We start from the raw sequence: 23,640 nt of genomic DNA on the forward strand, positions 1-23,640 counted from the left end.
AAGCCTAAGGCCGTCCGCCGACGTTGCTTCTACGACTCTCGGAGCACATCCAGGGCGTGCTGCAGGTCGGCCGGATACGTCGTCGTGAAGGTGACCCACTCCCCTGTTCCCGGGTGGTCGAACGCGAGCTGCACCGCGTGCAGCCATTGCCTGGTCAGCCCGAGCTTCGCGCTCAGGACCGGGTCGGCGCCGTACATCGCATCCCCGGCGCAGGGATGCCGCTGGGCGGCCATGTGGACGCGGATCTGGTGCGTGCGGCCCGTCTCCAGGTGGATCTCGAGAAGGCTTGCCGAGGGGAACGCCTCTATCGTCTCGTAGTGCGTCACCGACGGCTTGCCTCCCGCGACGACGGCGAACTTCCAGTCCGACCGGGGGTGGCGCCCGATGGGCGCGTCGATCGTGCCGGTCAGCGGATCCGGGTGGCCCTGGACGACCGCGTGGTAGATCTTCTCCACCGTGCGGTCGTGGAAGGCACGCTTGAGCGCCGTGTAGGCGCGCTCCGACTTGGCGACCACCATGAGGCCGCTGGTTCCGGCGTCGAGCCGGTGCACGATGCCCGCACGCTCGGCGGCACCCGAGGTCGAGATGCGGAAGCCCGCAGCGGCCAGCGCCCCGAGGACCGTCGGGCCCTCCCAGCCGACCGAGGGATGCGCGGCCACGCCGACCGGTTTGTCGATCACCACGATGTCGTCGTCGTCGTGCACGATCGTGAGCTCGGGGACGGCGATCGGGACGATCTCGACGTCGGACTTCGGCTGCCACGACACTTCGAGCCAGGAGCCGGCGGAGAGGCGATCGGACTTGCCCGCCTCGCGGCCGTCCAGCGTCACCCCGCCGCTCTCCGCGATCTCGGCCGCGAAGCTGCGCGAGAAGCCGAGGAGCTTGGCGAGTCCCGCGTCCACGCGTGACCCGTCGAGCCCGTCCGGGATCGGGAAGCTGCGCGACTCCATCTAGCTCTGCGGCTTGTCGCGCGGATCCGTGGTGGTCTCCGCCTCGACGGCGCCGGTTTCGGTGTCGGTGTCGGTGTCAGTGTCAGTGTCAGCGGCCTCATCGATCACTGCATCGTCGTCGTCATCGTTCGTTCGCCGCCCGTCCAGCCCGACACCGCGCAGGGTCAGGATGAGGAACAGCACCATGCTCGACACGATCGCGACATCGGCGAGGTTGAAGATCGCCGGCAGCAGCGGGATCTGCAGGAAGTCGACGACGTGGCCGACTCCGAAGCCCGGTGCGCGGAACAGGCGGTCGGTCAGGTTGCCCAGGAGGCCGCCCAGCAGAAGGCCGAACAGCACCGCCCAGGCCACCGAGCGGATGCGCGGGGCGTACCAGATCACGAAGCCGAGGACGCCGATCCCCACAATGGAGAAGATCCACGTCGAGCCGCTGCCGATGGAGAAGGCAGCGCCCGCGTTCTTGACGAAGTGGAACTGGAGCAGCTGCCCCAGGACCTCGACCTGCTGGCCCTCATACAGGTTCGAGACGACCAGGACCTTGGCGATCTGGTCGACGAGGTACACGCACAGCGCGACCACCGCCAGGACCGCCAAGGCCCTGATGCTGACCTTGGACCGGGAGGGACTAGCCTCCAAAACCGGGGAAGCCCGGGGCCTGGCCCTGGTTGCTCGAGTCGTCGGAGCCGCCCGCGGGGACCGGCGTCGGGACGGCGTTGCTGCCCGCGCTCACCGGCGCGGCCGACCGTGCGCCGCCCTGACCGGACGCGCCACCGCCCTGGACGGGTGCGTCGAGGTCGTGGAGCTGGCTCTCGATGTAGTTCTTGAGGCCCTTGCGGTAGTCGCGCTCGAACGTGCGGAGCTCGTCGATGCGACGCTCGAGACCCGAGCGCTCCTGGTCGAGGGCGCTGATCTGCGCGCGCTGCTTCGACTCCGCCTCGGCGACGATGCGCGCGGCGGTGGCGTGGCCCTCGGCGATGAGCTGGTCGCGCTTCTCGACACCCTCACGAACGTGCTCCTCGTGCAGCCGGCGTGCGAGCTGGAGGAGGTTGTTGGTGGCGTTGGGGTCGTTCGCGTCGTCGGCGGGTGACTGGTAGCCGGCGGCGGGAGCAGCAGCCTGCGACTGCTGGGCCTGCTCGGCCTGCTGCTTGGCCTGTGCGGCCTCCTGCTGCGCCTGGGCGAGGCGCTGCTTGAGCTCCTCGTTCTCGCGCTGCAGACGCTCGGCCTCGCCGTTGTCGGCGGCCGCAACCGCCGCTGCGGGGGCGGCTGCTGCTGCGCCCTGCCCGCCGCTGCGCTGCAGCTCGGCGATCCGCGAGTCGGCGGCAACGAGGCGCTGCTTGAGCTCCTCGTTCTCCTGGTTCAGACGACGCAGCTCGACGACGACCTCATCGAGGAAGTCATCGACCTCGTCCTGGTCGTAGCCCTCGCGGAACTTCGTCGGCTGGAACCGCTTGTTGACTACATCTTCCGGAGTCAGCGCCATGGTGAGCCACCTTCGTGAAATTGGAACAGAAACGCGTTCAGCCAACGCTAGCAAAGCGGGCGGGACTCGCGCACTCCGCCGTACGGTCGGCGCGTCGGCTCGTCAACGATACAACGGGCGGACCGCTGCGGCCGGGAGCAACGCTCAGCGGAATCCCAGCGTGACGTACAAGCCGATGATGACGACGAGCATGGTCAGGCTCCAGCCGAAGTCGATCGCGACCGGCCCCATCGACACCCGCGGGATGATCCGGCGGAAGAAGCGGATGGGCGGATCGGTCACCACGTAGGTGGACTCGGCGAGGAACAGGCCGACGCCGCGGGGGCGCCACTGCCGCGCGAAGACGCGTACCAGGTCCAGGACGAAACGCGCCCACAGCACGAAGAAATAGATCAGCAGCGCGTAATAGAGCACGGTCGCAAGGATCGAGACGACAAACACCCTCTCAGTATGTACGAAAGCGCACCGGCTCCCCTGGGAGACGGTGCGCTTCGTGCGTCGACGGGCCGCGGCCCGCTGAATCAGGCCTGGGCGAAGAACGAGGCGTCGACCTCGGCATCCTGGCCGCCGTGTTCGCCGGAGACGACGACGTGGCTGGGCGAGAGGAGGAACACCTTGGGCGTGACCCGCTCAATCTTGCCGTACAGGCCCTGCGAAAGGCCGCTGGCGAAGTCGATGAGACGACGGGCGTCGCCCTCGCTCATCTGCGAGAGGTTGATGATGACCGGGATGCCTTCCCGGAACGACTCGGCGATCGCCTGAGCGTCGCGGTACTGGCGGGGGTGGACCGTGAGGATCTCGTTCATTTCCTGTACCGATGCATTCCGTGCGGTGGACGACTTGCGCAGCGGCGTGACCGGAGCGCGGCCGGCCGCGGGTGCGACCGGTGCGGGATGGGGGACGGCCTGCACCGGCGATGCCGCCGGCGTGTGGACCGGAGTCTCGCGGCGGGGCTGGTGCTGAGCCTGCTCCTGCGGCTGCTCCTCGAACTCCAGTTCCTCGTCGGCGAGGCCCAGGTAGACCATCGTCTTCTTCAGCGGGTTGCCCATGGCTTCCTCCGTACAGACCTGCGCGTCGACGCCTCGCCACGCACTCGAACTCTTCCTTTCGAGATTAACGAAGCTCCGGCCGATTCCCGGTAATGGCGGTCCCGATCCGAAGGTGTGTCGCGCCTGCAGCGATCGCTTCGCGGTAGTCCTGCGACATCCCCGCCGAGATCTTGGTGGCCTCGGGCGCGAGCGCCCGGACGCGCTCGGAGGCGGCCCGGACGCGCTCGAATGCGCGCGCAGGCTCCTCGTCCAGGGGCGCGATCGCCATGACGCCCAGGAGGCGTAACCCGGACGCGCTGAGGACGTGCTCCACGAGCGGTTCGAGGTCGCGGTCGGCCACGCCGCCGCGCCCCGGGTCGTCGGTGAGGTTGAGCTGGACGAAGGCGTCGAGCTCGCCGGGCGGGTCACCCTCGCGGGTGGCCAGCGCATCCACCAGCGAGAAGCGGTCGATCGAGTGGATGACGGACGCATAGCGCCGCGCCTGCCGCGCCTTCTTGCTCTGCAGCTGTCCGACGAAGTGCCAGCGGAGGTCGAGGTCGGCGAGTTCCGCCGCCTTCTCCTGCGCCTCCTGGTGACGGTTCTCCCCCACGTCGCGCACACCGAGCGCAGCGAGCTCGCGGACGAGCGATGCCGGGTGGAACTTCGTCACGACGATCGTCGTCAACTCGTCGGGCGAACGGCCGGCGGCCCGGGCGGCGTCTGAGACGCCCTCCCGGACCGCGGCGAGCCGTTCGGCCAGACCGTTACTTGAGGAAGTCGGGGATGTCGAGGTCGTCATTCTCGTCGTCGAACGCCGGGTCTTTCTGCGGTGCGGCCTCGGTGACCGGGCTCTCGCCGGTCTGCCAGGCGTCGGTCGTGACCGGGGCGGGGATCTCGCCCGCCTCGACCTCCGCGGAGGAGGCGATCTGCGACTGCTCGGAGCCCGCCTCGACGTAGCTCGCGCGACGCGAGTCCGCCGTGACGGGGCGCGAGTTCGGCTCGCCGCCGTCGAATCCTGCCGCGATGACGGTCACGCGCACCTCGTCGCCGAGGGTGTCGTCGATGACCGCACCGAAGATGATGTTCGCCTCCGGGTGCACCGCCTCCTGCACCAGGCGGGCGGCGTCGTTGATCTCGAAGATGCCGAGGTTCGAGCCACCCTGGATGGACAGCAGGACGCCGTGGGCACCGTCGATGGATGCTTCCAGCAGCGGCGAGGCCACGGCCAGCTCTGCGGCCTTGATGGCCCGATCCGCGCCCCGCGACGAGCCGATGCCCATCAGGGCGGAGCCCGCCCCCTGCATGACCGACTTGACGTCGGCGAAGTCGAGGTTGATCAGGCCCGGCGTGGTGATCAGGTCGGTGATGCCCTGGACACCGGCGAGGAGCACCTGGTCGGCGGTGGAGAACGCCTCCAGCATGCTGATGCCGCGATCGCTGATCTCGAGCAGCCGGTCGTTCGGCACCACGATGAGGGTGTCGACCTCTTCCTTCAGGCGCTGGACGCCTGCCTCGGCCTGCTGCTGACGGCGCTTGCCCTCGAACGAGAACGGCTTGGTGACGACACCGATGGTGAGCGCGCCGATGGACTTGGCGATGCGTGCGACGACCGGCGCGCCGCCCGTGCCGGTTCCGCCGCCCTCGCCCGCGGTGACGAAGACCATGTCGGCGCCGGCGAGCGCCTCCTCGATCTCCTCCGCGTGGTCTTCGGCCGCACGGCGGCCGACCTCGGGGTCCGCCCCGGCACCGAGGCCGCGGGTGATCTCACGGCCGACGTCGAGCTTGACGTCGGCGTCGCTCATCAGGAGCGCCTGCGCGTCCGTGTTGATGGCGATGAACTCGACGCCGCGGAGGCCGAGCTCGATCATGCGGTTGACGGCGTTGACGCCGCCTCCGCCGATGCCGACGACCTTGATCACGGCGAGGTAGTTCTGTTGTGCTGTCACGTCCGGCCTCCACGGGAACCTTCAACCTCTAGCTGAGGCTTAAAGTCTTGCTGAGTATGCAATTCTTGATCCGACGTTAGGTGCGCCGCCGCCGCGCCTCGGTAACGCGGCAGGCGTGTCGGAAAAGTCGGGGTCACGACACGCCTAACCCGTCGTCACACTGTGCGGCGACGACACGTCGTAGCGGGATGATCCGGCCGCGCTCTTCAACAGCGCCGCCAGGTCTGCGGCCTTCAGCGACGAGTCCTCCGCGCTGCCCCAGACGACCGTCGCGTGACTCTCGCGCAGGGTGAAGCTCACGTCGTCCTTCGTCTTCGCGGCGATGGTGTCGACCTGGGCCAGGACGTCGGCCGGCAGGGCGCTCAGCACGCTCGCCGCCGCCGCGAATCCCGAGTCGGCCTCCACGTCGGCCGCCCCGCCGCTCGCGGCGATCATCGGAAAGCCGTCCGGCCGCGTCTCGCTGCTCGAGATCGGCACCTTGGCCGCGTCCACGAGCGTGTAGACGTTGCCCTGCTGGATGACGCCGACCGGCGCGCGCTCCACCACGCGCACGATGATGGAGTCGGGCGGATGGCTCTCCACCGTGTAGCTGCGGATCAGCGGGAAGGCGGCCAGATCGCTGGAGATGCCCGCCTGGTCGAGCAGCGGCAGCGGTGTGCCGAGCTGGTCGGAGAGCTTCTTCTCGACTGTCGCCGCATCCAGCCGCGATGTGCCGGTGACCTGGATGTGCTTGAGCGCGAGCAGCGGAGAGTACGCGACCAGCGCCACGGCGAGCACCAGAAGCGCGACGACGCCTGCCGCGGCGAGCCAGGCCAGCCGACGGCGCCGGGAACGCTTGGTGAAGCGACGCACCTCGCCGCGCTCCACGCGCTTCCGCTCGCGGCGGGCTTCGCGGAGGGCCTTGTCGATCTCACGGTTGCTCGGGATGCGCGAGTACGGCGGAGCGTCGGCGTCGCGCTCGCGCGCAGGCGCGCCGAGGAGGGACGCAGGAGCACCATCCCCCGGGCGCACCACCGGGATGGGCTCGGTCACCGTCCCGACGGAACGCGACGCGGCGGCCAGGCGCCGCTCCCCGCTCCGGTCGCGCGCCTCCTGCTCGCGCGGCGCGGAGGCAGGCGCGTTCGCCGGCACTTCCTGCCGCTGGAAACCCTGGGGACGCTTCACCGACCGGCCCTGTTACTCCGTGGCGGCGTCCGGGTGCTCCCGGCGCAGTGAGTCGAGCAGCTGGGGAACGATGCGGTAGACGTCACCGCAGCCGAGGGTGATCACGAAGTCGCCCTCGCGCGCGATCTGTGCGGTGTGGTCGGCGGCGCGCTGCCAGTCGGCGATGAACGCCACCCGGTCGGGATGCTCGAAGCGGTCGGCGACGAGCGCACCGGTGACGCCCGGCTCCGGGTCCTCCCGGGCTCCGTAGACGTCGAGCACCACGGTCTCGTCGGCGTAGCGCTCGAGGGTCTCGGCGAACTCCTTGGCGAAGAGGCGCGTCCGGCTGTACAGGTGCGGCTGGTGGACGGCGATGATCCGGCCCTCGCCGACGACCGTGCGCGCGGCCGCGAGGGCGGCGGCGACCTCGGTCGGGTGGTGGGCGTAGTCGTCGTACACGCTGACGCCGGCGACCGTGCCGTGCAGCTCGAAGCGGCGCTCGGTGCCGCCGAACTCCGCGATAGCGGACAGCGAAGCGGCCGGATCGAAGCCGAGCCCGGTCAGCACCGCGAAGGCGCCGCCGGCGTTGATCGCGTTGTGGCGACCCGGAACGCGCAACTGCGCCGAGTACTCCTCGCCGCCGTAGCTGATCGAGAACGACACCGGACCGTCGGTGACGATCGAGTGGATGCGCACCTCCGCATCCTCTGCCTCGCCGAACGTGACGATGCGCTTCTCCGGCGCCTGCTCTCGGAGCCGATTGGTGACGTGCACCGCGCCGGCGTCGTCGGAGGACACGACGACGAACTCGTCCGCCTCGCGGGCGAAGGTCACGAAGGCGTCCTCGAACGCCTCGAGAGAGCCGTAGTGGTCGAGGTGGTCGGGGTCGACGTTGGTGATGAGGGCGACTGCCGTGTCGTAGAGCAGGAACGAGCCGTCCGACTCGTCCGCCTCCACCACGAACAGCTCGCCGGTGCCGGTCTGCGAACTCTTGCCGAGGGAGGCGATCACGCCGCCGTTGACGAAGCTCGGGTCCTCGCCGAGACCCAGTAGGCCGGTGATGATCATGCCGGTCGAGGTCGTTTTGCCGTGGGCGCCGGCGACGGCGACCAGGCGGGAGCGGTTGATCAGCCAGGCGAGGGCCTGCGACCGGTGCAGCACCGGCAGACCCTTCGACAGCGCCAACTGGTACTCGGGGTTGTCCTGCCAGAGCGCGCCGGTCACGACGAGCGTGTCGGCGTCGCCGACGTTGGCCGCATCGTGGCCGATGGCGACCGTGGCGCCGAGCGCACGCAGGCTGTCGATGTTGGCGGAGTGCCGCACATCCGAGCCGGTCACCGTGTAGCCGGCCTCCAGGAACAGCCGGGCGATGCCGCTCATCCCGGAACCGCCGATGCCGACGAAGTGCAGCTTCCCGAGGTCGTCGGGCAGGGTGAGGGTCGGGTCGGGCTTGATCGTCACAGGTACAGCTTTCGGTTACGCGAGAAGGACTCCATCAAGTATGAGGCTACGCGGCGAAGGTGCGGATCGGCCCCAGGCTCACCGTTCGCTCTCAGCCGACCGGGAGGGCGCCGCGGATGAGCGCGACCATCCGGTCCGAGCCGTCACGTACCCCCACCGAGACGGCGCGGCGGCCCATCTCGGCCACGCGGTCGCGCTCGGCGAGCAGCGGCAGGAGCTGTGCATCCACCCACGTCGGCTGGAACTCGGCATCGTCGACCAGCAAGCCTCCGTCCGCCCGGAGGACGCCAGCTGCGTTGTAGCGCTGCTCGCCGTTCCCGATCGGGAACGGCACATACACGGCTGGGATGCCGAGCGCGGCGAACTCGCACACCGTGGCCGCGCCAGCGCGGGCCACCGCGAGGTCTGCGATGGCGAGAGCCAGGTCCATCCGGTCGCAGTAGTCGAGCAGGCGGTAGTGCTCGATGCCAGGGTCGGTCAACTCGCCACGGCCGCCCTGGATGTGCAGCACCTGCCAGCCGGCCGCGGTCAGCTCCTGAGCACGGTCGGCGATGGTCTGGTTGATGCGGCGTGCCCCGAGAGAACCGCCGGTCACCAGCAGCGTGGGCCGGTCGGTCTCGAGCCCGAACTCTGCAGCGGCCTGCGGACGCGCGGCCGCGCGATCGAGCTGCTCGATCTCCACCCGGAGCGGCATGCCGACGAAGGTGGGATGGGGCAGCGGCGTCCCCTCGAACGCCACTCCGACCCACGGGGTGTACCGGGCGCCGAGCCGGTTCGCGAGGCCGGGGCGGGCGTTCGCCTCGTGGAGGATCAGCGGCACCCGCTCCGAGCGGGCCGCCGAGTACGCGGGCGCAGCGGCGTAGCCGCCGAAGCCGACCACGGCGTCGATTCCGCGCGAGCGGATGAGCTCCCGGACACTGCGGATCGACCGGCGGTACTCCCCCGGGAAGCGCAGGGCCGCGCCATTCGGCCGCCTCGGGAACGGCAGCTTCGGGATGGTCGCCAGCTCGTATCCGCGCTGCGGGACCAGCCGAGCCTCCAGCCCCTCCTTCGTGCCCAGCACCAGCACCTCGGCCTCCGGGTCGTCACGGCGCAGCCGGTCGGCGACGGCGAGCAGGGGGTTCACGTGGCCGGCGGTGCCCCCGCCGGCGAGAAGGTAGCGCGTCATGCCCGGGGCCCCGCCGACCCGGTGTCGTGGGCGGCCAGGGAGTCACGATGGGACTGCCGCGCGAACGAAAGCACGATTCCGATGGCGATCATGGAACTGATCATCGCAGTGCCACCCGCAGAGATCAGTGGGAGTGGCACCCCGAGCACCGGGATGACGCCGAGCACCACCGCGATGTTGACGAATGCCTGGCCGATCAGCCACACCATGATCGCGGCGGTCGTCACACGCGCGAACGGGTCGTCCGACGCGTGGATGATGCGGAGGAACACGATCGCGAGCATCACGAACAGCAGGAGGACGACGACCGCGCCGATCAGCCCGAGCTCCTCACCGATGATCGCGAAGATGAAGTCGGTGTCGGCTGCGGGCAGCCAGGACCACTTCGAATGGGAGTTACCGAGGCCGACCCCGAACACGCCTCCCGAGGCGAGCGCGTAGAAACCGTTGTCGATCTGCCAGTTGACGTCCGGGTTGGCCGCGCTCGCACCGCCGAAGAGCGCGGCGATGCGCCCGAGACGGCTGGCGCTCGAAATCGCGACGAAGAACGACATGATGCCGACGACCACGACCCCGGTGAAGAGGAACCGCATCCGCACCCCGGCGAAGAACAGTGCGCCGAGGATCAGCGCCGCCATGATCATCGTGGTGCCGAGGTCGCCACCGAGCAGCACCAGTGCGACCGCACCACCCGCGATCGGGACCACGGGGATCGCAACGTGCTTCCACTGGTCCAGCACGTCCCGCTTGCGGGCCAGCACCACGCCGAGCCAGACGACGAGCGCGAGCTTGATCGCCTCCGACGGCTGGACCGTCAGCGAACCGATCTTGAGCCAGTTGCGGTTGCCGCCGATCTCCATACCGAGCGGCGTCAGCAGCACGAGTACCTGGAGGAAGCACGCGGCGGCGAGGAAGAACCAGATGGTCTTCCTCCAGAACGCCCGCGGGATGCGCGACACCACGAACATCAGCGGCAGCCCAACCAGCGTGTAGGCGCCCTGCGACCAGAACCGCGAGAAGAAGTTGTCGCTGTCGTTGTGGGACTCGACCGCCGACGACGACAGCACCATCACCAGCCCGAAGACCACCATGAACAGCGTGATCCCGAGCAGCAGGAAGTAGTTGGCCGACTCCGAGGTCATCGACCGGCCCAGCTGGATGCGCGTGGTCAGCGCGCCCAGCCGCGTCGATGCCTGAGCGGCCTGCTGGTCAGCCCTGCTGCGGGTCGGGATGCGAGGCGGGCTCGTCATCCGCCTCACCTCCCAAGTACTCGTTCACCGCCGCCTGGAAACGACGTCCGCGCTCTGCGTAGTCGGCGAACTGGTCCATCGACGCCGCCGCCGGAGCCAGCAGCACGGTGTCGCCCTCACGGGCGAGACCGCCGGCCAGCCGCACCGCCGTCGGCATGACCTGTTCAGTCTCGTCGGCGTCGACCTCCAGAACGGGAAGGTCGGGCGCGTGTCGCCGGAATGCCGCCAGGAGCGCCTCACGGTCGACCCCGATCAGCACCGCGCCGCGGAGGCGGCCGATGTGACGGCCGACCAGGGCATCCACATCCACACCCTTCAAGAGGCCGCCGACGAGCCAGACCACCGAGGGGTACGCGCGCAGCGACGCGTCTGCCGCGTGGGGGTTCGTGGCCTTCGAGTCGTCCACCCAGTTCACGCCCGCGGCGACCCGCACCAGCTCGATGCGGTGCGCATCCAGCCGGAACGCGGTGAGGACGTCACGGATGACCTGCGGCTCGACACCCCACGAGCGCGCCAGGGCGCTGGCCGCGAGGATGTTCGCCACGACGTGCGGCGCCGCGAGGCCGGCCTCGAGCAGCTCGTCGAGCGTGGTCAGCTCGATGGCGGAGTGCGCGCGATCCTCGAGGAACGCGCGGTCGCAGAGGATGCCGTCCACGATGCCGAAGTCGCTCGGCCCCGGGACGCCCAGACCGAAGCCGATGGCGCGGGCGCCCTCGACCACCTCCGCTTCCTCCACCATGCGCAGCGTGTTCTCGTCGGCCTTGTTGTAGACGCACGCGACCCGGCTGTTCTGGTACACCTTCGCCTTGGCGGCGATGTACGCCTCGAGCGAGCCGTGCCAATCGAGGTGGTCGTCGGCGATGTTGAGGCACGCTGCCGAGAACGGAGAGAGCTCGCCGCCCGCGTTGCGGTTCACCCAGTGCAACTGGTAGCTGGAGAGCTCCACCACGAGCACGTCGAAGCCCTGCGTGTCGCGGATGGCGTCGAGCACCGGCACACCGATGTTCCCGCAGGGGGCGACGCGGCTGCCTCCCGCCAGGATCATCGTCGCCGTGAGCTGCACGGTGGTGGTCTTGCCGTTCGTGCCGGTCACGCAGATCCACTCCGCGGGGCCGGAGACGCCGTCGGGCCGGGCGACCTTGTCGCGCAGTCGCCACGCCAGCTCGATGTCGCCCCACACGGCGGTGCCGCGCTCCTCGGCCCACAACAGCAGTGGGTGGTCCCAGTGGAAGCCCGGCGAGGCGATGACGAGTTCAGGATCGAACTCGCTGAGCCGCTCCGGCGGCGAGCTCAGGTCGGACTGCTCCAGCAGGTCGGCGCCGATGACCTCCAGCAGCATCCGTCGCTCGTCGTCGGCCTTCGACGCGACCACGAGCACCTGCGCGCCGAGCTCCGCCAGCGTGTCCGCCACCGAGAAGCCGGTCACGCCGAGGCCGTACACGGCGACGCGCAGCCCGCTCCAGTCGGCGTGCCAGCTGGTCAGCGCGGCGAGTCTGTCCTCGAGCGCGGTCACGTTGCGAGCCACTCCAGGTAGAAGGAGCCGACGCCGGCGGCGACCAGCAGGCCCCCGATGATCCAGAAGCGGACGACGACCGTCACCTCCGCCCATCCCTTCAACTCGAAGTGATGGTGGATGGGACTCATCAGGAAGATGCGTTTGCCGTGGGTGAGTTTGAAGTAGGCCCGCTGCAGGATCACCGACCCGGCCTCGATGACGAAGATGCCGCCGATCAGGACCAGCAGCAGCTCGGTGCGGCTCAGGATGGCGAGCGCGGCGACCGCGCCGCCGAGCGCGAGCGAGCCCGTGTCGCCGAGGAAGATCTGCGCGGGCGAAGTGTTCCACCACAGGAACCCGACCACGGCGCCGACGATCGCCGTCGCCACGATGGCGAGGTCGAACGGGTCGCGCACGTCGTAGCACTTGGCGACGTTCTCGGGGTTCAGGTTGATGCTCGCGCACGACTGGATCGACTGCCAGAACCCGATGATGATGTAGGCGCCGATCGCCAGGATCGAGGCGCCGGAGGCGAGGCCGTCCAGGCCGTCCGTGACGTTCACGCCGTTGGACGCGGCGGCGACCAGGAAATTGATCCAGATCAGATACAGGCCGTAGCCGACCAGTACGCCGATCACGCCGAACTTCGTGATCGAGCCGAAGTCGATCGCCGGAAGGTCGCGGATGAACGAGACGCTCATCGACGCCGGCGTGGCGTCGTTGCCGTTCGGGAAGCGGATCGCCAGGAACGCCCAGACGGTCGCCACGACCACCTGGCCGGCGACCTTCGCCCAGCCCGTCAGGCCGAGGCTGCGTTCGCGGCGGGTCTTGAGGAAGTCGTCGATGAAGCCGACCACGCCGAGCCCGACCATCAGGAACAGGACGAGCAGAGCCGAGACGCTCGTCTCATCCCCGGTCAGCAGCAGTGCCGTGAAGTAGCCGAAGAGCGTGCCCAGGATGACGACGATCCCGCCCATGGTGGCGGTGCCGCGCTTCGCGTGGTGGCTCTGCGGGCCGTCGTCGCGGATGAACTGCCCCCACTGGAGGCGGCGGAAGAGCCGGATGAACAGCGGCGTCAGGAACAGCGTGAACGCCATCGACAGCGCACCGGAGGTCAGCAGGGCTCTCACGAGAAGGATTCTCCCAGTCGGTCGCCCAGGAAGCGCAGCCCGGCCGAGTTGGAGGACTTCACGAGCACCGTGTCGCCCGGGCGCAGGGCGCCCTTCAGGTGGTCGAAGGCCGCATCCTGCGTGTCGAAGTAGAGGGACTCGCCATCCCACGAGCCTTCGTTGATCGCCGAGATGTGCATGCGGCGCGCGGCCGGGCCGACGATCACGAGCTGGTCGATGCCGAGCCGCACCGCGAGCAGGCCGATACGGTCGTGCTCCTCGCCGGAGAACTCGCCCAGCTCGCTCATCTCGCCGAGGACGGCGATCGTGCGGCCGCCGGGCTCCGCGATCTGCGCCAGGGTCTTCAGTGCTGCGGACATGGAGTCGGGACTGGCGTTGTACGCGTCGTTGATGACGGTGACCTCGCGGCCGCCCATGACCTCCATTCGCCAGCGCTCGGCGGTCTTCACCGTCTGCAGCGCCTCGACGATCGTGTCGATGTCCACATCGAGCGTGTACGCCGAGGCGGCGGCCGCCAGCGCGTTCATCACGTGGTGCTCACCGAGCACCTGGAAGCGCACGGGGCGTGATGGACCTTCGCCGCCGTCGCGCGACGGCAGGTGCAGCGTGAAGGACGTGCCGCGACGATCGGAGACGATGTCGCTCGCGCGCACGTCGGCGCGGTCGTCGAGCCCGAACCAGAGCACGCGGGCCACGGTCTTGTCGGCCATGGAGGCGACGCGTGGGTCGTCCAGGTTGAGCACCGCGACGTCCGACTCCAGCAGATCGGTGACCATCTCCGTCTTCGCCTGGAGCGTCTTCTCGATCCCGCCGAACTCGCCGGCGTGGGCGAGCCCGACCTTCAGCACGACACCGACGTCGGGTCGCGCCATGCGCACCAGCCGCGCGATCTCGCCGATGCCGCTCGCGCCCATCTCGGCGACGAGGAACTGCGTCTCCTCCGTCACCTGGAGCATTGTCACGGGAGCGCCGACCTCGTTGTTGAACGAGGCGCGTGGGGCGATGGTCGGGCCGACCTGCTCGAGCACCGCGCGGAGCAGGTTCTTCGTCGTGGTCTTGCCGTTGGAACCGGTGATCCCGACGATCTTCAAGAGACCCAGGGCGCGCACGCGCGCGATGACCTCGGTGGCCAGGTCGCCGAGGGCGACGACCGTGTCCTCCACGAGGAGCTGCGGGACGGGGAGTTCGAGGGGATGGTCGACGACGACCAGCGCCGCGCCTGCCTCGACGGCCTGCGGTGCGAACAGGTGACCGTCGGTCACCTCGCCGGGCTTCGCGAAGAAGATGGTGCCGGGCACGACCTCGCGCGAATCCGTCGTGGAGAGTCCGGCGATCTCGGTCTCCGGTGAGACATGGGTGCCGTCGAGCAGCAGCGTGCCACGGGTGGCCGCGGCGATCTCGGCCAGGGTCATCGCGATCATCAGAGCCACCCGGCCTCTCGCAGGGCGAGGCGCACGTCGTCGCGGGCGGAATACGGCAGTCGCTGACCGGCGACCTCCTGGTAGTCCTCGTGGCCGGGCCCGGCGTAGAGCACGACGTCTCCCTCGCCCGCCAGCGACAGCGCGGTGCGGAAGGCGGCGCGCGGGTCGGGGACCTCGTACAGCTCCAACTCCGGAACGGCGTTGCGTGCGCCGTCGAGCAGGGCGGCACGGATGCTCGCCGGGTCCTCCCAGCGCGGGTGGAAGTCGGTGATCACCACGGCGTCGGAGCCGCGGGCGGCGATGGCGCCCATGTCGGTCCGCTTGGTGGTGTCGCGGTCGCCGTCGGCGCCGAACACCATGACGATGCGGCCGTCGGTGACCTTGCGCAGGGCGTTCAGGGTCGAGAGGAAGGCATCAGGGCTGTGCCCGTAGTCGATGAACACGACGGGGCCGCGATCCCCGGAGAGCCGCTCGGCGCGTCCCGGGATGTACGCGTCGATCCCGCCGTCGCGCTCCAGCGCCGCACCGATCGCGTCGAGGTCGTACCCCGACTCGACGAGCATGACGATCGCGAGCGCCGCGTTCCCGGCGTTGTACGCACCCAGCAACGGGATGCGCGTCTCGAGCCGGCGGCCGTCGGGACCCTCGAGCGCGAAGGAGGTGTGCGTCAGCGACTCCTCCAGCACGGTCAGCATCCACTCGGCATCCGTGCCCGGCGAACTGGTCAGCGTCGCGACGGGGATGCGCGACTGCTCGACCAGGGAGCGGCCCCACTCCGAGTCGACGGTGACGACGCCGCGGCGCGCGCGGTCGGGCTGGAAGAGTTCCAGCTTCGCCGCGAAGTAGTCGTCCATCGCCGCGTAGTCGTCGAGGTGGTCGTGGCTGAGGTTCGTGAAGCCGACGATGTCGAAGACGATCCCGTCGACGCGACGGCGCGTGAGCGCCTGGGCCGAGACCTCGATCGCGACGGCGCGGACGCCCTCCTCGCGCATGCGCGCCAGCAGCGCATGGAGCTCGCTGGCCTCGGGCGTCGTGAGCTTGCTCGTGATCGCGGTGTCGCCGATGCGGCGCTCCGCAGTCGAGCTGAGGCCCGAGACGACGCCGAGCTGGCCGAGGATGGCGTTCAGCAGGTACACGACGCTCGTCTTGCCGTTCGTCCCGGTCACGCCGAACAGCGTCGCCGAGTTCTCGTCGGTGCGGTAGATCCAGGCGGAGACGGCGCCGAGCGCCGAGCGTGGGTCGGGCGTGACGATGACCGGCAGGCCGGACTCCGCGGCCAGTTCCGCGCCCTCCTCATCGGTGAGCACGGCGACCGCTCCCGCTTCCGCCGCAGCGGTCGCGTAGCTCGCCCCGTGGGCGTTGCGGCCGGGCACGCCGACGTAGAGGTCTCCCGGCTCAACGGCCGAGCTCGCCAGCGCAGCGCCGGTGACCTCGACGCCGTCGAGATCGCCCCGGCTGTCCAGCCCGAACTCCGCTACCAGCTGGGCGAGCGGGCGGGCGACGGGATGCTCGGGGCGCAGAGAAGAAGGCGCCGGTCCTGTCACGGGGCTCACTTTCAGTAGTAGGGCGGATAGTCCGCCGGGCTGGACGTCGAAGGCTTCACCCGGTAGGTCTTCAGCACCTGACTCATGATCGTGTGGAACAGCGGAGCGGCGGCTGCCGACGAAGTAATGGTAGTCGGGAACCCGAGGTTGACCGAAACGACGTACTGCGGATCGTCGACCGGGGCGACGCCCATCACCGAGACGTAGTAGGAGGGCAGGTAGCCGCCCTTCCCGTCCGGCTGCTGCGCAGTTCCGGTCTTCGCGGCGATGCGGTAGCCGGGGATCTGCAGCTGCTTCTTCAGGTCGCCGGAGGTGACCACCGACTCCATCATCCCGAGCGTCGTGGCGGCCGCCTGGGGCGAGACGACGGCGGTCGGTTTGGCGCTCGGGACATCGGTGATCGAGCCGTCCGGGTGCTCGCACCCCTCGACCATCGACAGCGGGATGCGGGTGCCGCCGTTGGCGAGCGCCTGGTACGCGCCGACCATCTGCAGCTGGGTCGCCGAGACGCCCTGACCGAACATGGTCGCGTACTTGGTCTGGTCGTCCCAGTCCTTCACCGGGTTCAGCTGCCCGGAGGACTCGTCGGGATAGGGCAGGCCGGTGTCGCTGCCGATCCCGAACTTCTTGAGGTAGTCATAGCGGGTCTGATCGGACAGCGCGCGACCCAGCTGCGACATCCCCGTGTTGGACGACATCATCAGCACGCCCGTGAGGGTGAGCCGCAGCGGATCGTGGTAGCCGGAGTCGTGCAGATCCGCGCCGTTACCCGACTTCCAGGAGTACGGCGCGAGCACCTGCGTTGTGGGCGACGCCTTGCCCTGGTCGATCAGCATCGCTGCTGTGAGCGCCTTGAACGTGGAGCCCGGTTCTCGCGGGTCTGTGAACGGCTGGAGGCGCCAGAAGGATGGATCCGTCGCCTCGATGTTGTTCGGGTCGAGCGCCGGCCACTGGGCGACGGCCTTGATCTTGCCGGTCTTCGCCTCGGCGACGGTGACGTAGCCGAACTTGGAGCCGGTGGCGGCGACCTGCTGGGCCAGCGTCTGCTCGGCGAACCACTGGAGGTCGCCGTCGATGGTGAGCTTGAGCGTCCCGCCGTCCTTGGCCTGCTTCTGCACGACCGTGCTGCCGGGGATCGCGACACCGTCGGCGCCGCGCTGGTAGGTCTCCTCGCCGTCCACGCCCGCGAGGCAGCCGTTCTCGCTCTCCTCCAGGCCCGCACTGCCGCCCTCGGAGAGGAAGCCGAGCAGGTTGCCGGCGACAGCGCCGTTCGGGTAGCTGCGCGCCTGCTTCTTGCTGAAGGTCAGCCAGGGATAGGGCAGCTTGTCGAGCTTGTCGAACGTGCCGACATCCATCCCGGACTTGATGAGCACGTATTTGGACTTCGCGTCCTTCTTCAACGAGGCGTCCATGAGTGCGACGATCGCATCGCCACCCTGGCCGGTGATCGCGCCGATCTTCGCGGCCGCTTCGATCATCTTGCTGCGGCCGCCCGCGATGGCGTCGGACGGGGAAGCGGCAGCCGTGTACGTGTAGATCGTGGTGGCCATGACGGTGCCGTCGGCGTCGACGATGTCACCGCGGTCGCCCAGCAGCGGCGTCGACACCTCCTTGGCGGTCACCGACTTCTTCTGCAGGGCATCCGCCTGCACCACCTGGATGTCGACCAGCTTGGCCCCGAGGATGCCGACGGTCGCAGCGACGGCGAGGACCGTCACGGCGGTCCTCCGCCTCAGCATCTTCCTGCCGACCATGCCGCATCCGTCCCGTCGTCAGTGCGTCACCGGGGTCGGCAACGCTCCCTGCAACGGTACGGTCGGGGTGGTCCCGGATGCGGTAGCCGCACCCGAGGTTGTGGAATTCACAGCCGGAGGGGCAGAAGTCTTCGAGGTCGTCGGCGCGTGTGGCTGGGTGACCAGCGGGACGCCCGCGAGCAGCGAGTTCGGGACCAGGTTGCCCTGGCTGCCCGTGACCGTACCCGCCGCTCCGTTCGCCGCCAGCGGCGCACCGAGCACCGCGCCGTCGGAGAGCCGCAGGTATGCCGGGCTGCTGTTGCTCACCATCCCGAGTGCATTGGCGTTCGCGGCGAGGTTCTGCGGTGACGAGACACGATTGAGGTCTTCGGACACGGACTGGTACGACCGCTGGAGCCTGGTCTGCTGCGACTCCAGGGTCTGCAGCTGGTAGGCGCCCTGCGAGATCCCGATGCTCAGGAGCAGCTGTGCCACGACGACGACCAGCAGCGTGGCGACGGCCACTCCTGCATACAGGGCACGGGGACGGGCGCGCCGCTGGGACCGGGTGGAGACGACCTCGAGGTGGGTGCGCTTCGGCGCCTCCGACGGAACTGCCGGCGCCGCCTCCGCCGGAAGCGAGCCGCCGTGCCACAGCGCCGCAGGACGCCGCCGCGGCGTCGCCGGGATCGCTTCTGCCAGGTTGCTGGTCACGAACGCCTCCTCGTGTCGTCTTTCGTCGCAGCGGGGCGGATCCGCTCCGCAGCGCGCAGGCGCACCGGGGTCGCCCTCGGGTTCGCCGCCTTCTCGTCGTCGTCGGCCAGCTCGGCGCCCCGGATCAGGAGCTTGAGCTCAGGGCGGTGCTCGGGCAGTTCGACCGGCAACCCGGCCGGGGCGCTCGATACGGACCGCGCCTGCAGCTCGCGCTTCACGATGCGGTCCTCGAGCGACTGGTAGGCCTCCACGACGATGCGGCCACCGAGGGCGAGCGCATCCACCGCCGCGGGGATGGCGCGCTGCAGCACAGCGAGCTCCTGGTTGACCTCGATCCGCAGCGCCTGGAACACCCGCTTCGCCGGGTGACCCTGCCGCTGCACCGCAACGGGGGTCACTTTGGTGATCAGGTCGACGAGCTGGCCCGAGCGCACCAGCGGCTCCTGCTCGCGCGCCTCGACGATCCGGGCGGCGTACCGGCCCGCCAGCTTCTCTTCGCCGTAGTCGCGGAAGATGCGGCGCAGGTCGGCCTCGGAGTACTCCGCGAGCACCGTCTCCGCGGTCAGCTCGCTGGTCGAGTCCATCCGCATGTCGAGCGGTGCATCCTTCGAGTACGAGAACCCGCGCTCGACGCGGTCCAGTTGCAGCGAGGACACCCCGAGGTCGAAGAGCACGCCGTCGATCTCCGTGTACCCGACGCTCTCGATCGCCTCCTGGATGCCGTCGTAGACGGTGTGGACGAGGTGGACGCGATTGCCGAAGCGCTCCAGCCGCTCCCCCGCGATCGCCAGCGCCTCGGGGTCGCGATCCAGCCCGATCAGCGTGACGTCGGGGAAACGCTCCAGGACGCCGGCGGAGTGGCCGCCCATCCCGAGCGTCGCGTCGACGAACACCGCGCCGGGCTTCGTGAGGGCAGGTCCGAGCAGCTCGATGCAGCGCTCGAGGAGGACCGGGGTGTGGATGCGGGAGGAGTCGGAATCGGTCATGGTCTTTCGGGACGATCCGCCGGCCCTGATCCCGGATCCCCATCCATCCCGACCTGACACCGGGGAAGTGGTGTCAGGGCGTATGGCTGGGAGTCCGGCGTCAGGGACGCGCGGTCAGAAGAGTCCCGGGATCACCTCCTCCTCCGTGTTCGCGAATGCTGCTTCCTGTTCGGCCAGGTAGGTCTCCCATGCCTGGGCGTCCCAGATCTCTGCACGGCTGCCCGCGCCGATCACGACCAGGTCGCGATCGAGCCCCGCGTACGACCGGAGCGAGGCCGGGATGGTGACCCGGTTCTGCTTGTCCGGCAGTTCTGCGCTCGCCCCCGAGAGGAAGACACGCAGATAGTCGCGGGCCTGCTTGCTGGTCACCGGCGCCTGCCGGATCTTCTCGTGGAGGGACTCGAACTCGGCCTTCGAGAAGACGTAGACGCAGTGCTCCTGCCCGCGAGTCAGGACGAGCCCGGATTCGAGTTCGTCCCGGAACTTCGCCGGAAGGATGATGCGCCCCTTCTCGTCGAGCTTGGGGGCATGCGTACCGAGGAACATCGGCTGCCACCCCCACTCTCCTGGCCCAGGTTGCGGTGTGACTCCACTTTACTCCACTTCCATCCACACTGCAGCGGTTTGCAGCGAAATTGCCCCGAAATGGGTACGTCAAGCCCCGAAATCGCGCGGAATTCTTGGGTGGAGGAAAGTGGAGCGGTTGGACGCGCCCGAGGACACGAAAAAGGGCCGATCCGTAAGGATCGACCCTGAGTCGGTCAGATAGTGGAGCGGAGTGGAGCCTCTAGCTCTCGGTGAGTACTAGCTCTCGCCGCCGTCGTTGCGCTTGTCCCAGCGATCGTTCATGCGATCCATGAAGCCGGCCTGCCCGCCGCGGGTCTTCGCCCGCTTCTGCTCCGGCGTGCCCGGCTCGACGGCGACCCGCTTACCCGGGGCTATGGCCACCAGCACACCGGCGAACATGACGATGAACCCGAGGATGCCGATGAGGGGCTGCTGGTAGTAGACGCCGGCGATCAATACGCCGACTCCCACCACGGCCAACAGGATGCCGAGAACGATCGAGCGGTAGGCGGGTCTCTCCCGCTTGCCCCCGACCTTCGCGACGAAGTCTGCATCGTTCTGATACAGGCTGCGTTCCATTTCTTCGAGGAGGCGCTGCTCGTGTTCCGAAAGCGGCATCCGATTCCCCCTCTTTCTCGCGGGTCGTAGCTTCAGTGAGGCTGATTCTAGACCTCACGTGTCTGGCTAGGCTAGGCGTGTGTCTGAAAGCATCCGATTCGTCGACCTCATCCAGTCAAGAATCGATGGATTCTTCGATGCGCGTGCCTCCATTCTCGTCTCGATCGCCGATGAGCTCTCTCCTGTGGCAGCGTTCTCAAGGGAATTTCTCAGCGGCGGCAAGCGCTTCCGGGCGCTGTTCTGCTTCTGGGGCTGGCAGGCGGTCCGAACGGCGGGCGAGGAGAGCGGCGACGACGACCTCGGTGCGATCGCGGCCGGCGGGGCACTCGACGCCGTCGTCTCGGTCTCGAGCGCTCTGGAACTGTTCCACGCCGCTGCGCTGGTCCACGACGACCTGATCGACAACTCCGACACCCGCCGTGGAGCGCCGGCCGCGCACAAGCGCTTCGAACGCCTGCACGACGAGGAACGCTGGGGCGGGTCGGGCGCCTCGTTCGGGACGGGCGCCGCCACCCTGCTGGGCGATCTGCTTCTCATCCTCAGCGACGAGCTCTTCGACGAGGCCCTGACGCAGGTGGTCAGCGCCGCCGCACGGCGGGCCGCGCGGGCCGAGTTCAACAGGATGCGGATCGACGTCACGGCCGGCCAGTACCTCGACATCTTCGAGGAGATCGGCTGGGCCGGCCGGCCCGACGCCGACCAACTCGCCCGCGCCGAACGCGTGATCGTCTACAAGTCGGCCAAGTACTCCATCGAGTCGCCCCTGCTGATCGGCGCGAGCCTCGCGGGAGCCACCGTCGGCCAGCTGGATGCGCTCCGCTCGTTCGGGCTCCCGCTCGGCATCGCCTACCAGCTGCGCGACGACCTGCTCGGGGTCTTCGGGGACGCCGACGTCACCGGCAAGCCCAGCGGCGACGACCTGCGGGAGGGTAAGCGGACCGTGCTGATCGCGCTCACGCGCCAGGCCATCCCGTCGGGCGCACGTGCGACCCTCGACGAACTGCTCGGCGACCCCGACCTGACGGCGGAGCAGGTGCGCACACTGCAGCTGACCATCCGCGAATCAGGGGCGGTGGATGTGGTGGAGCGCATGATCGCGGAGAACGTCGGCCGGGCGATCGCGGCGCTGGACGCTGCGCCGCTGGGCATCGCTGCCAAGGCGCAGTTGCGCGACCTGGCGATCACGGTGACGCGCCGGAGCGCCTGACCCGCCGTCGCCAGCATCGGCCTCCGACGCCCGTTGTAACGTGCGCTCCCGCGCGCGCAGCAGCGCAGGTGACAAGCATCGGCGCGGGTGACAATCCGAGCGCCTCGAGTCCTGAAAACAGCGCGCGCGGCGGTCAGGCCAGGGCTTGCGCCACCCGGCGGACCTCCGCCTTGCGGCCGGCATGCAGCGCCACGATAGGCGACGTGCCGAGGCTCTCCTCCTCGGTCAGCATCCAGTCCACCGCCTCTTCGTCGCCGAAGCCGTCGTCCGCGAGGACCATCAGCGTGCCGCGCAGCTCGCTCAGCGGCTCACCATCCTTCAGGAACAGCGCGGGGACCTTGAGGACGCCGTCGATGCGTTTCGCCCCCAGGTGGCGGTCCTCGATCAGTCGACGGACCCGGCTCACACTCAGGCCCAACGTCTCGACGAGGTCGGGTACGGTCAACCACTCGGTGGTCTGCACGTGCTCGGTCACCCCTCCAGCGTGCCATGGAATGCGCGGATCCGAGAGCCGGTCCAATTGTTACGATCAGGTAAACTGCTTTCACATCCGTCACTCCTGTTGACTCCTCTATTACTGTGTGTCAGCGTGGGCGGGGATGTGTCACTCAAAGAGGGGGGTCTCATGGCTCTGGCAGACACCGGCAGGACGCGCGGCATTCTGGGAACGGTCCCGATAGCGGTCGCGAGTTCGCTCGCCGTGACCCTGAACCTCGTCACCCCCGCCCAAGCGGCGCCGCGCGAAGACCACGCCACCGACCACGCCGGAGACACCGGCGAAGTGACTCCGCTCGAGCGCGCCACCCTCGTCAGCACCATCGGGGCGGGGCGCGCCGCCGCCGAGACCTCCGCTGCCCAGACCACCGTGGCGGCTGTGCCCGCGTCGTACCGCGTGCAGTCGGGCGACACGGTGTCGGGCATCGCCGCCCGGTTCGGGCTCTCGACCGCCGCCGTCCTCGCCATGAACGGTCTGAGCTGGAAAAGCCTCATCTTCCCCGGTCAGGTGCTCGCCCTCGCCGGCCCGGCGGCCGCAGCCCCGGCACCCGCAGCTCCCGCACCAGCGCCGGCAACACCCGCACCCGCTCCGGCACCCGCCGGGACGACGTACACCGTCGCCCGCGGCGACACCATCAGCGGGATCGCAGGCCGTTTCGGCGTCACCACCCGCGCCGTGCTCGCCGCCAACGGCCTGAGCACCTCCAGCCTGATCTTCCCCGGCCAGAAGGTACGCATCCCGGGCATGACCACGGCGTCGCTGAACACGCCGATCGCCCCGGCCCCGGCCCCCGCACCGGCTCCCGCCCCCGTCGCGGCGCCCGCGCCCTTGCCGAAAGCCTCCGCCGGCCAGGTCGTGGCGCTCACGGACGAGATGCGCGGCAACGCCCAGCTCATCATCCGCATCGGCCGCCAGCAGGGCGTCCCCGACTACGGCATCGTGGTGGCGCTGGCTGCGGCGGCTCAAGAATCCGGGCTCCGCAATGTCCGCTATGGTGACCGCGACTCGCTGGGCCTCTTCCAGCAGCGTCCGAGCACCGGATGGGGAACCGCGGAGCAGGTGCTCGACCCGACGCGTGCGACCCTCGCGTTCTACGGCGGCGCCGCCAACCCCAACAAGGGCCGCACCCGCGGCCTGCTGGACATCCCCGGGTGGACGGCGATGGGCGTGTCGCAGGCCGCCCAGTCCGTGCAGATCTCCGCCTACCCCGACGCCTACGGCAAGTGGGAGGCGTCGGCGCGCACGTGGCTCGCCCAGCTCGGCTGAGCCCGAATGTCACAGCCCGATCACAGCCACCGCG

The 23,640-nt window shown here is 69.4% G+C and carries 23 protein-coding genes; 2 read left to right on the plus strand and 21 right to left on the minus strand.

Annotated features, from left to right (window positions below; translation table 11 throughout):
• Nucleotides 1–29: 29 nt before the first annotated feature.
• The 20 genes from AB7E03_RS05490 to AB7E03_RS05585 form a co-directional block, all read right to left on the minus strand.
• The gene (locus AB7E03_RS05490) at nt 30–950 is read right to left on the minus strand and encodes an RluA family pseudouridine synthase (RefSeq protein ID WP_489939997.1); all 921 of its coding nucleotides are present in this window, start codon (nt 948–950) and stop codon (nt 30–32) included.
• Nucleotides 951–1,547, minus strand: a complete 597-nt coding sequence (lspA, locus tag AB7E03_RS05495; protein ID WP_489939999.1) for a signal peptidase II — start codon at nt 1,545–1,547, stop codon at nt 951–953.
• Between the two features lie 31 nt (nt 1,548–1,578).
• Nucleotides 1,579–2,433: a DivIVA domain-containing protein gene (locus tag AB7E03_RS05500; protein ID WP_489940001.1), complete on the minus strand. Its 855-nt coding sequence runs from the start codon at nt 2,431–2,433 to the stop codon at nt 1,579–1,581.
• 144 nt (nt 2,434–2,577) lie between these two features.
• Nucleotides 2,578–2,874 (minus strand): YggT family protein, encoded by a 297-nt coding sequence (locus AB7E03_RS05505; protein ID WP_441781925.1) that lies wholly within the window; start codon nt 2,872–2,874, stop codon nt 2,578–2,580.
• Nucleotides 2,875–2,954: 80 nt separating this feature from the next.
• Nucleotides 2,955–3,482, minus strand: coding sequence for a cell division protein SepF (locus tag AB7E03_RS05510; protein ID WP_489940003.1), 528 nt, complete (start codon nt 3,480–3,482; stop codon nt 2,955–2,957).
• A 64-nt stretch (nt 3,483–3,546) separates the two neighbouring features.
• On the minus strand, nt 3,547–4,260 hold the full coding sequence (locus tag AB7E03_RS05515) for a YggS family pyridoxal phosphate-dependent enzyme (RefSeq protein ID WP_489940005.1): 714 nt from the start codon (nt 4,258–4,260) through the stop codon (nt 3,547–3,549).
• The gene (gene ftsZ / locus AB7E03_RS05520) at nt 4,226–5,407 is read right to left on the minus strand and encodes a cell division protein FtsZ (protein WP_489940007.1); all 1,182 of its coding nucleotides are present in this window, start codon (nt 5,405–5,407) and stop codon (nt 4,226–4,228) included. Before ftsZ ends, AB7E03_RS05515 begins: the two co-directional genes overlap by 35 nt.
• 144 nt (nt 5,408–5,551) lie before the next feature.
• Nucleotides 5,552–6,571 (minus strand): FtsQ-type POTRA domain-containing protein, encoded by a 1,020-nt coding sequence (locus AB7E03_RS05525; RefSeq protein ID WP_489940009.1) that lies wholly within the window; start codon nt 6,569–6,571, stop codon nt 5,552–5,554.
• Between the two features lie 12 nt (nt 6,572–6,583).
• On the minus strand, nt 6,584–8,011 hold the full coding sequence (gene murC, locus AB7E03_RS05530; protein WP_489940011.1) for a UDP-N-acetylmuramate--L-alanine ligase: 1,428 nt from the start codon (nt 8,009–8,011) through the stop codon (nt 6,584–6,586).
• A 91-nt stretch (nt 8,012–8,102) separates the two neighbouring features.
• Complete coding sequence (locus tag AB7E03_RS05535) at nt 8,103–9,179, minus strand: UDP-N-acetylglucosamine--N-acetylmuramyl-(pentapeptide) pyrophosphoryl-undecaprenol N-acetylglucosamine transferase (RefSeq protein ID WP_489940013.1); 1,077 nt, start codon at nt 9,177–9,179, stop codon at nt 8,103–8,105.
• Nucleotides 9,176–10,429: a putative lipid II flippase FtsW gene (ftsW, locus tag AB7E03_RS05540; protein ID WP_489940015.1), complete on the minus strand. Its 1,254-nt coding sequence runs from the start codon at nt 10,427–10,429 to the stop codon at nt 9,176–9,178. Before ftsW ends, AB7E03_RS05535 begins: the two co-directional genes overlap by 4 nt.
• Nucleotides 10,389–11,942 carry a UDP-N-acetylmuramoyl-L-alanine--D-glutamate ligase gene (gene murD, locus AB7E03_RS05545; RefSeq protein WP_489940017.1) on the minus strand — a complete coding sequence of 518 codons (1,554 nt, stop codon included), beginning with the start codon at nt 11,940–11,942 and terminating at the stop codon, nt 10,389–10,391. Before murD ends, ftsW begins: the two co-directional genes overlap by 41 nt.
• Nucleotides 11,939–13,054 carry a phospho-N-acetylmuramoyl-pentapeptide-transferase gene (gene mraY / locus AB7E03_RS05550; RefSeq protein WP_441781916.1) on the minus strand — a complete coding sequence of 372 codons (1,116 nt, stop codon included), beginning with the start codon at nt 13,052–13,054 and terminating at the stop codon, nt 11,939–11,941. Before mraY ends, murD begins: the two co-directional genes overlap by 4 nt.
• Nucleotides 13,051–14,475, minus strand: a complete 1,425-nt coding sequence (locus AB7E03_RS05555; RefSeq protein WP_489942867.1) for a UDP-N-acetylmuramoyl-tripeptide--D-alanyl-D-alanine ligase — start codon at nt 14,473–14,475, stop codon at nt 13,051–13,053. The genes mraY and AB7E03_RS05555 overlap by 4 nt, the downstream gene beginning before the upstream one ends.
• Nucleotides 14,475–16,019: a Mur ligase family protein gene (locus AB7E03_RS05560; protein WP_489940020.1), complete on the minus strand. Its 1,545-nt coding sequence runs from the start codon at nt 16,017–16,019 to the stop codon at nt 14,475–14,477. Before AB7E03_RS05560 ends, AB7E03_RS05555 begins: the two co-directional genes overlap by 1 nt.
• Before the next feature lie 11 nt (nt 16,020–16,030).
• Complete coding sequence (locus AB7E03_RS05565; RefSeq protein ID WP_489940022.1) at nt 16,031–17,773, minus strand: peptidoglycan D,D-transpeptidase FtsI family protein; 1,743 nt, start codon at nt 17,771–17,773, stop codon at nt 16,031–16,033.
• An 18-nt stretch (nt 17,774–17,791) separates the two neighbouring features.
• Nucleotides 17,792–18,466, minus strand: coding sequence for a cell division protein FtsL (gene ftsL, locus AB7E03_RS05570; RefSeq protein WP_489940024.1), 675 nt, complete (start codon nt 18,464–18,466; stop codon nt 17,792–17,794).
• On the minus strand, nt 18,463–19,452 hold the full coding sequence (gene rsmH / locus AB7E03_RS05575) for a 16S rRNA (cytosine(1402)-N(4))-methyltransferase RsmH (RefSeq protein WP_489940026.1): 990 nt from the start codon (nt 19,450–19,452) through the stop codon (nt 18,463–18,465). The genes ftsL and rsmH overlap by 4 nt, the downstream gene beginning before the upstream one ends.
• A gap of 114 nt (nt 19,453–19,566) precedes the next feature.
• Nucleotides 19,567–19,998 carry a division/cell wall cluster transcriptional repressor MraZ gene (gene mraZ, locus AB7E03_RS05580; RefSeq protein WP_441781911.1) on the minus strand — a complete coding sequence of 144 codons (432 nt, stop codon included), beginning with the start codon at nt 19,996–19,998 and terminating at the stop codon, nt 19,567–19,569.
• A 258-nt stretch (nt 19,999–20,256) separates the two neighbouring features.
• A complete protein-coding gene (locus tag AB7E03_RS05585) occupies nt 20,257–20,637 on the minus strand; it encodes an SCO2097 family morphological protein (RefSeq protein WP_489940028.1) in 381 nt (126 codons plus the stop codon).
• Between the two features lie 79 nt (nt 20,638–20,716).
• Between AB7E03_RS05585 and AB7E03_RS05590 the strand changes: the two genes are divergently transcribed.
• Nucleotides 20,717–21,844, plus strand: coding sequence for a polyprenyl synthetase family protein (locus AB7E03_RS05590; RefSeq protein WP_489940030.1), 1,128 nt, complete (start codon nt 20,717–20,719; stop codon nt 21,842–21,844).
• Nucleotides 21,845–21,977: 133 nt separating this feature from the next.
• Here the strand turns inward: AB7E03_RS05590 and AB7E03_RS05595 are convergent, their stop codons facing one another.
• Nucleotides 21,978–22,319 (minus strand): Rv2175c family DNA-binding protein, encoded by a 342-nt coding sequence (locus tag AB7E03_RS05595; RefSeq protein WP_489940032.1) that lies wholly within the window; start codon nt 22,317–22,319, stop codon nt 21,978–21,980.
• A gap of 150 nt (nt 22,320–22,469) precedes the next feature.
• Here AB7E03_RS05595 and AB7E03_RS05600 point away from each other — a divergent pair, with 150 nt between their 5' ends.
• Nucleotides 22,470–23,606 carry a LysM peptidoglycan-binding domain-containing protein gene (locus AB7E03_RS05600; RefSeq protein ID WP_489940034.1) on the plus strand — a complete coding sequence of 379 codons (1,137 nt, stop codon included), beginning with the start codon at nt 22,470–22,472 and terminating at the stop codon, nt 23,604–23,606.
• Nucleotides 23,607–23,640 lie beyond the last annotated feature (34 nt).

This window comes from Leifsonia sp. RCC_180, from assembly GCF_058138205.1.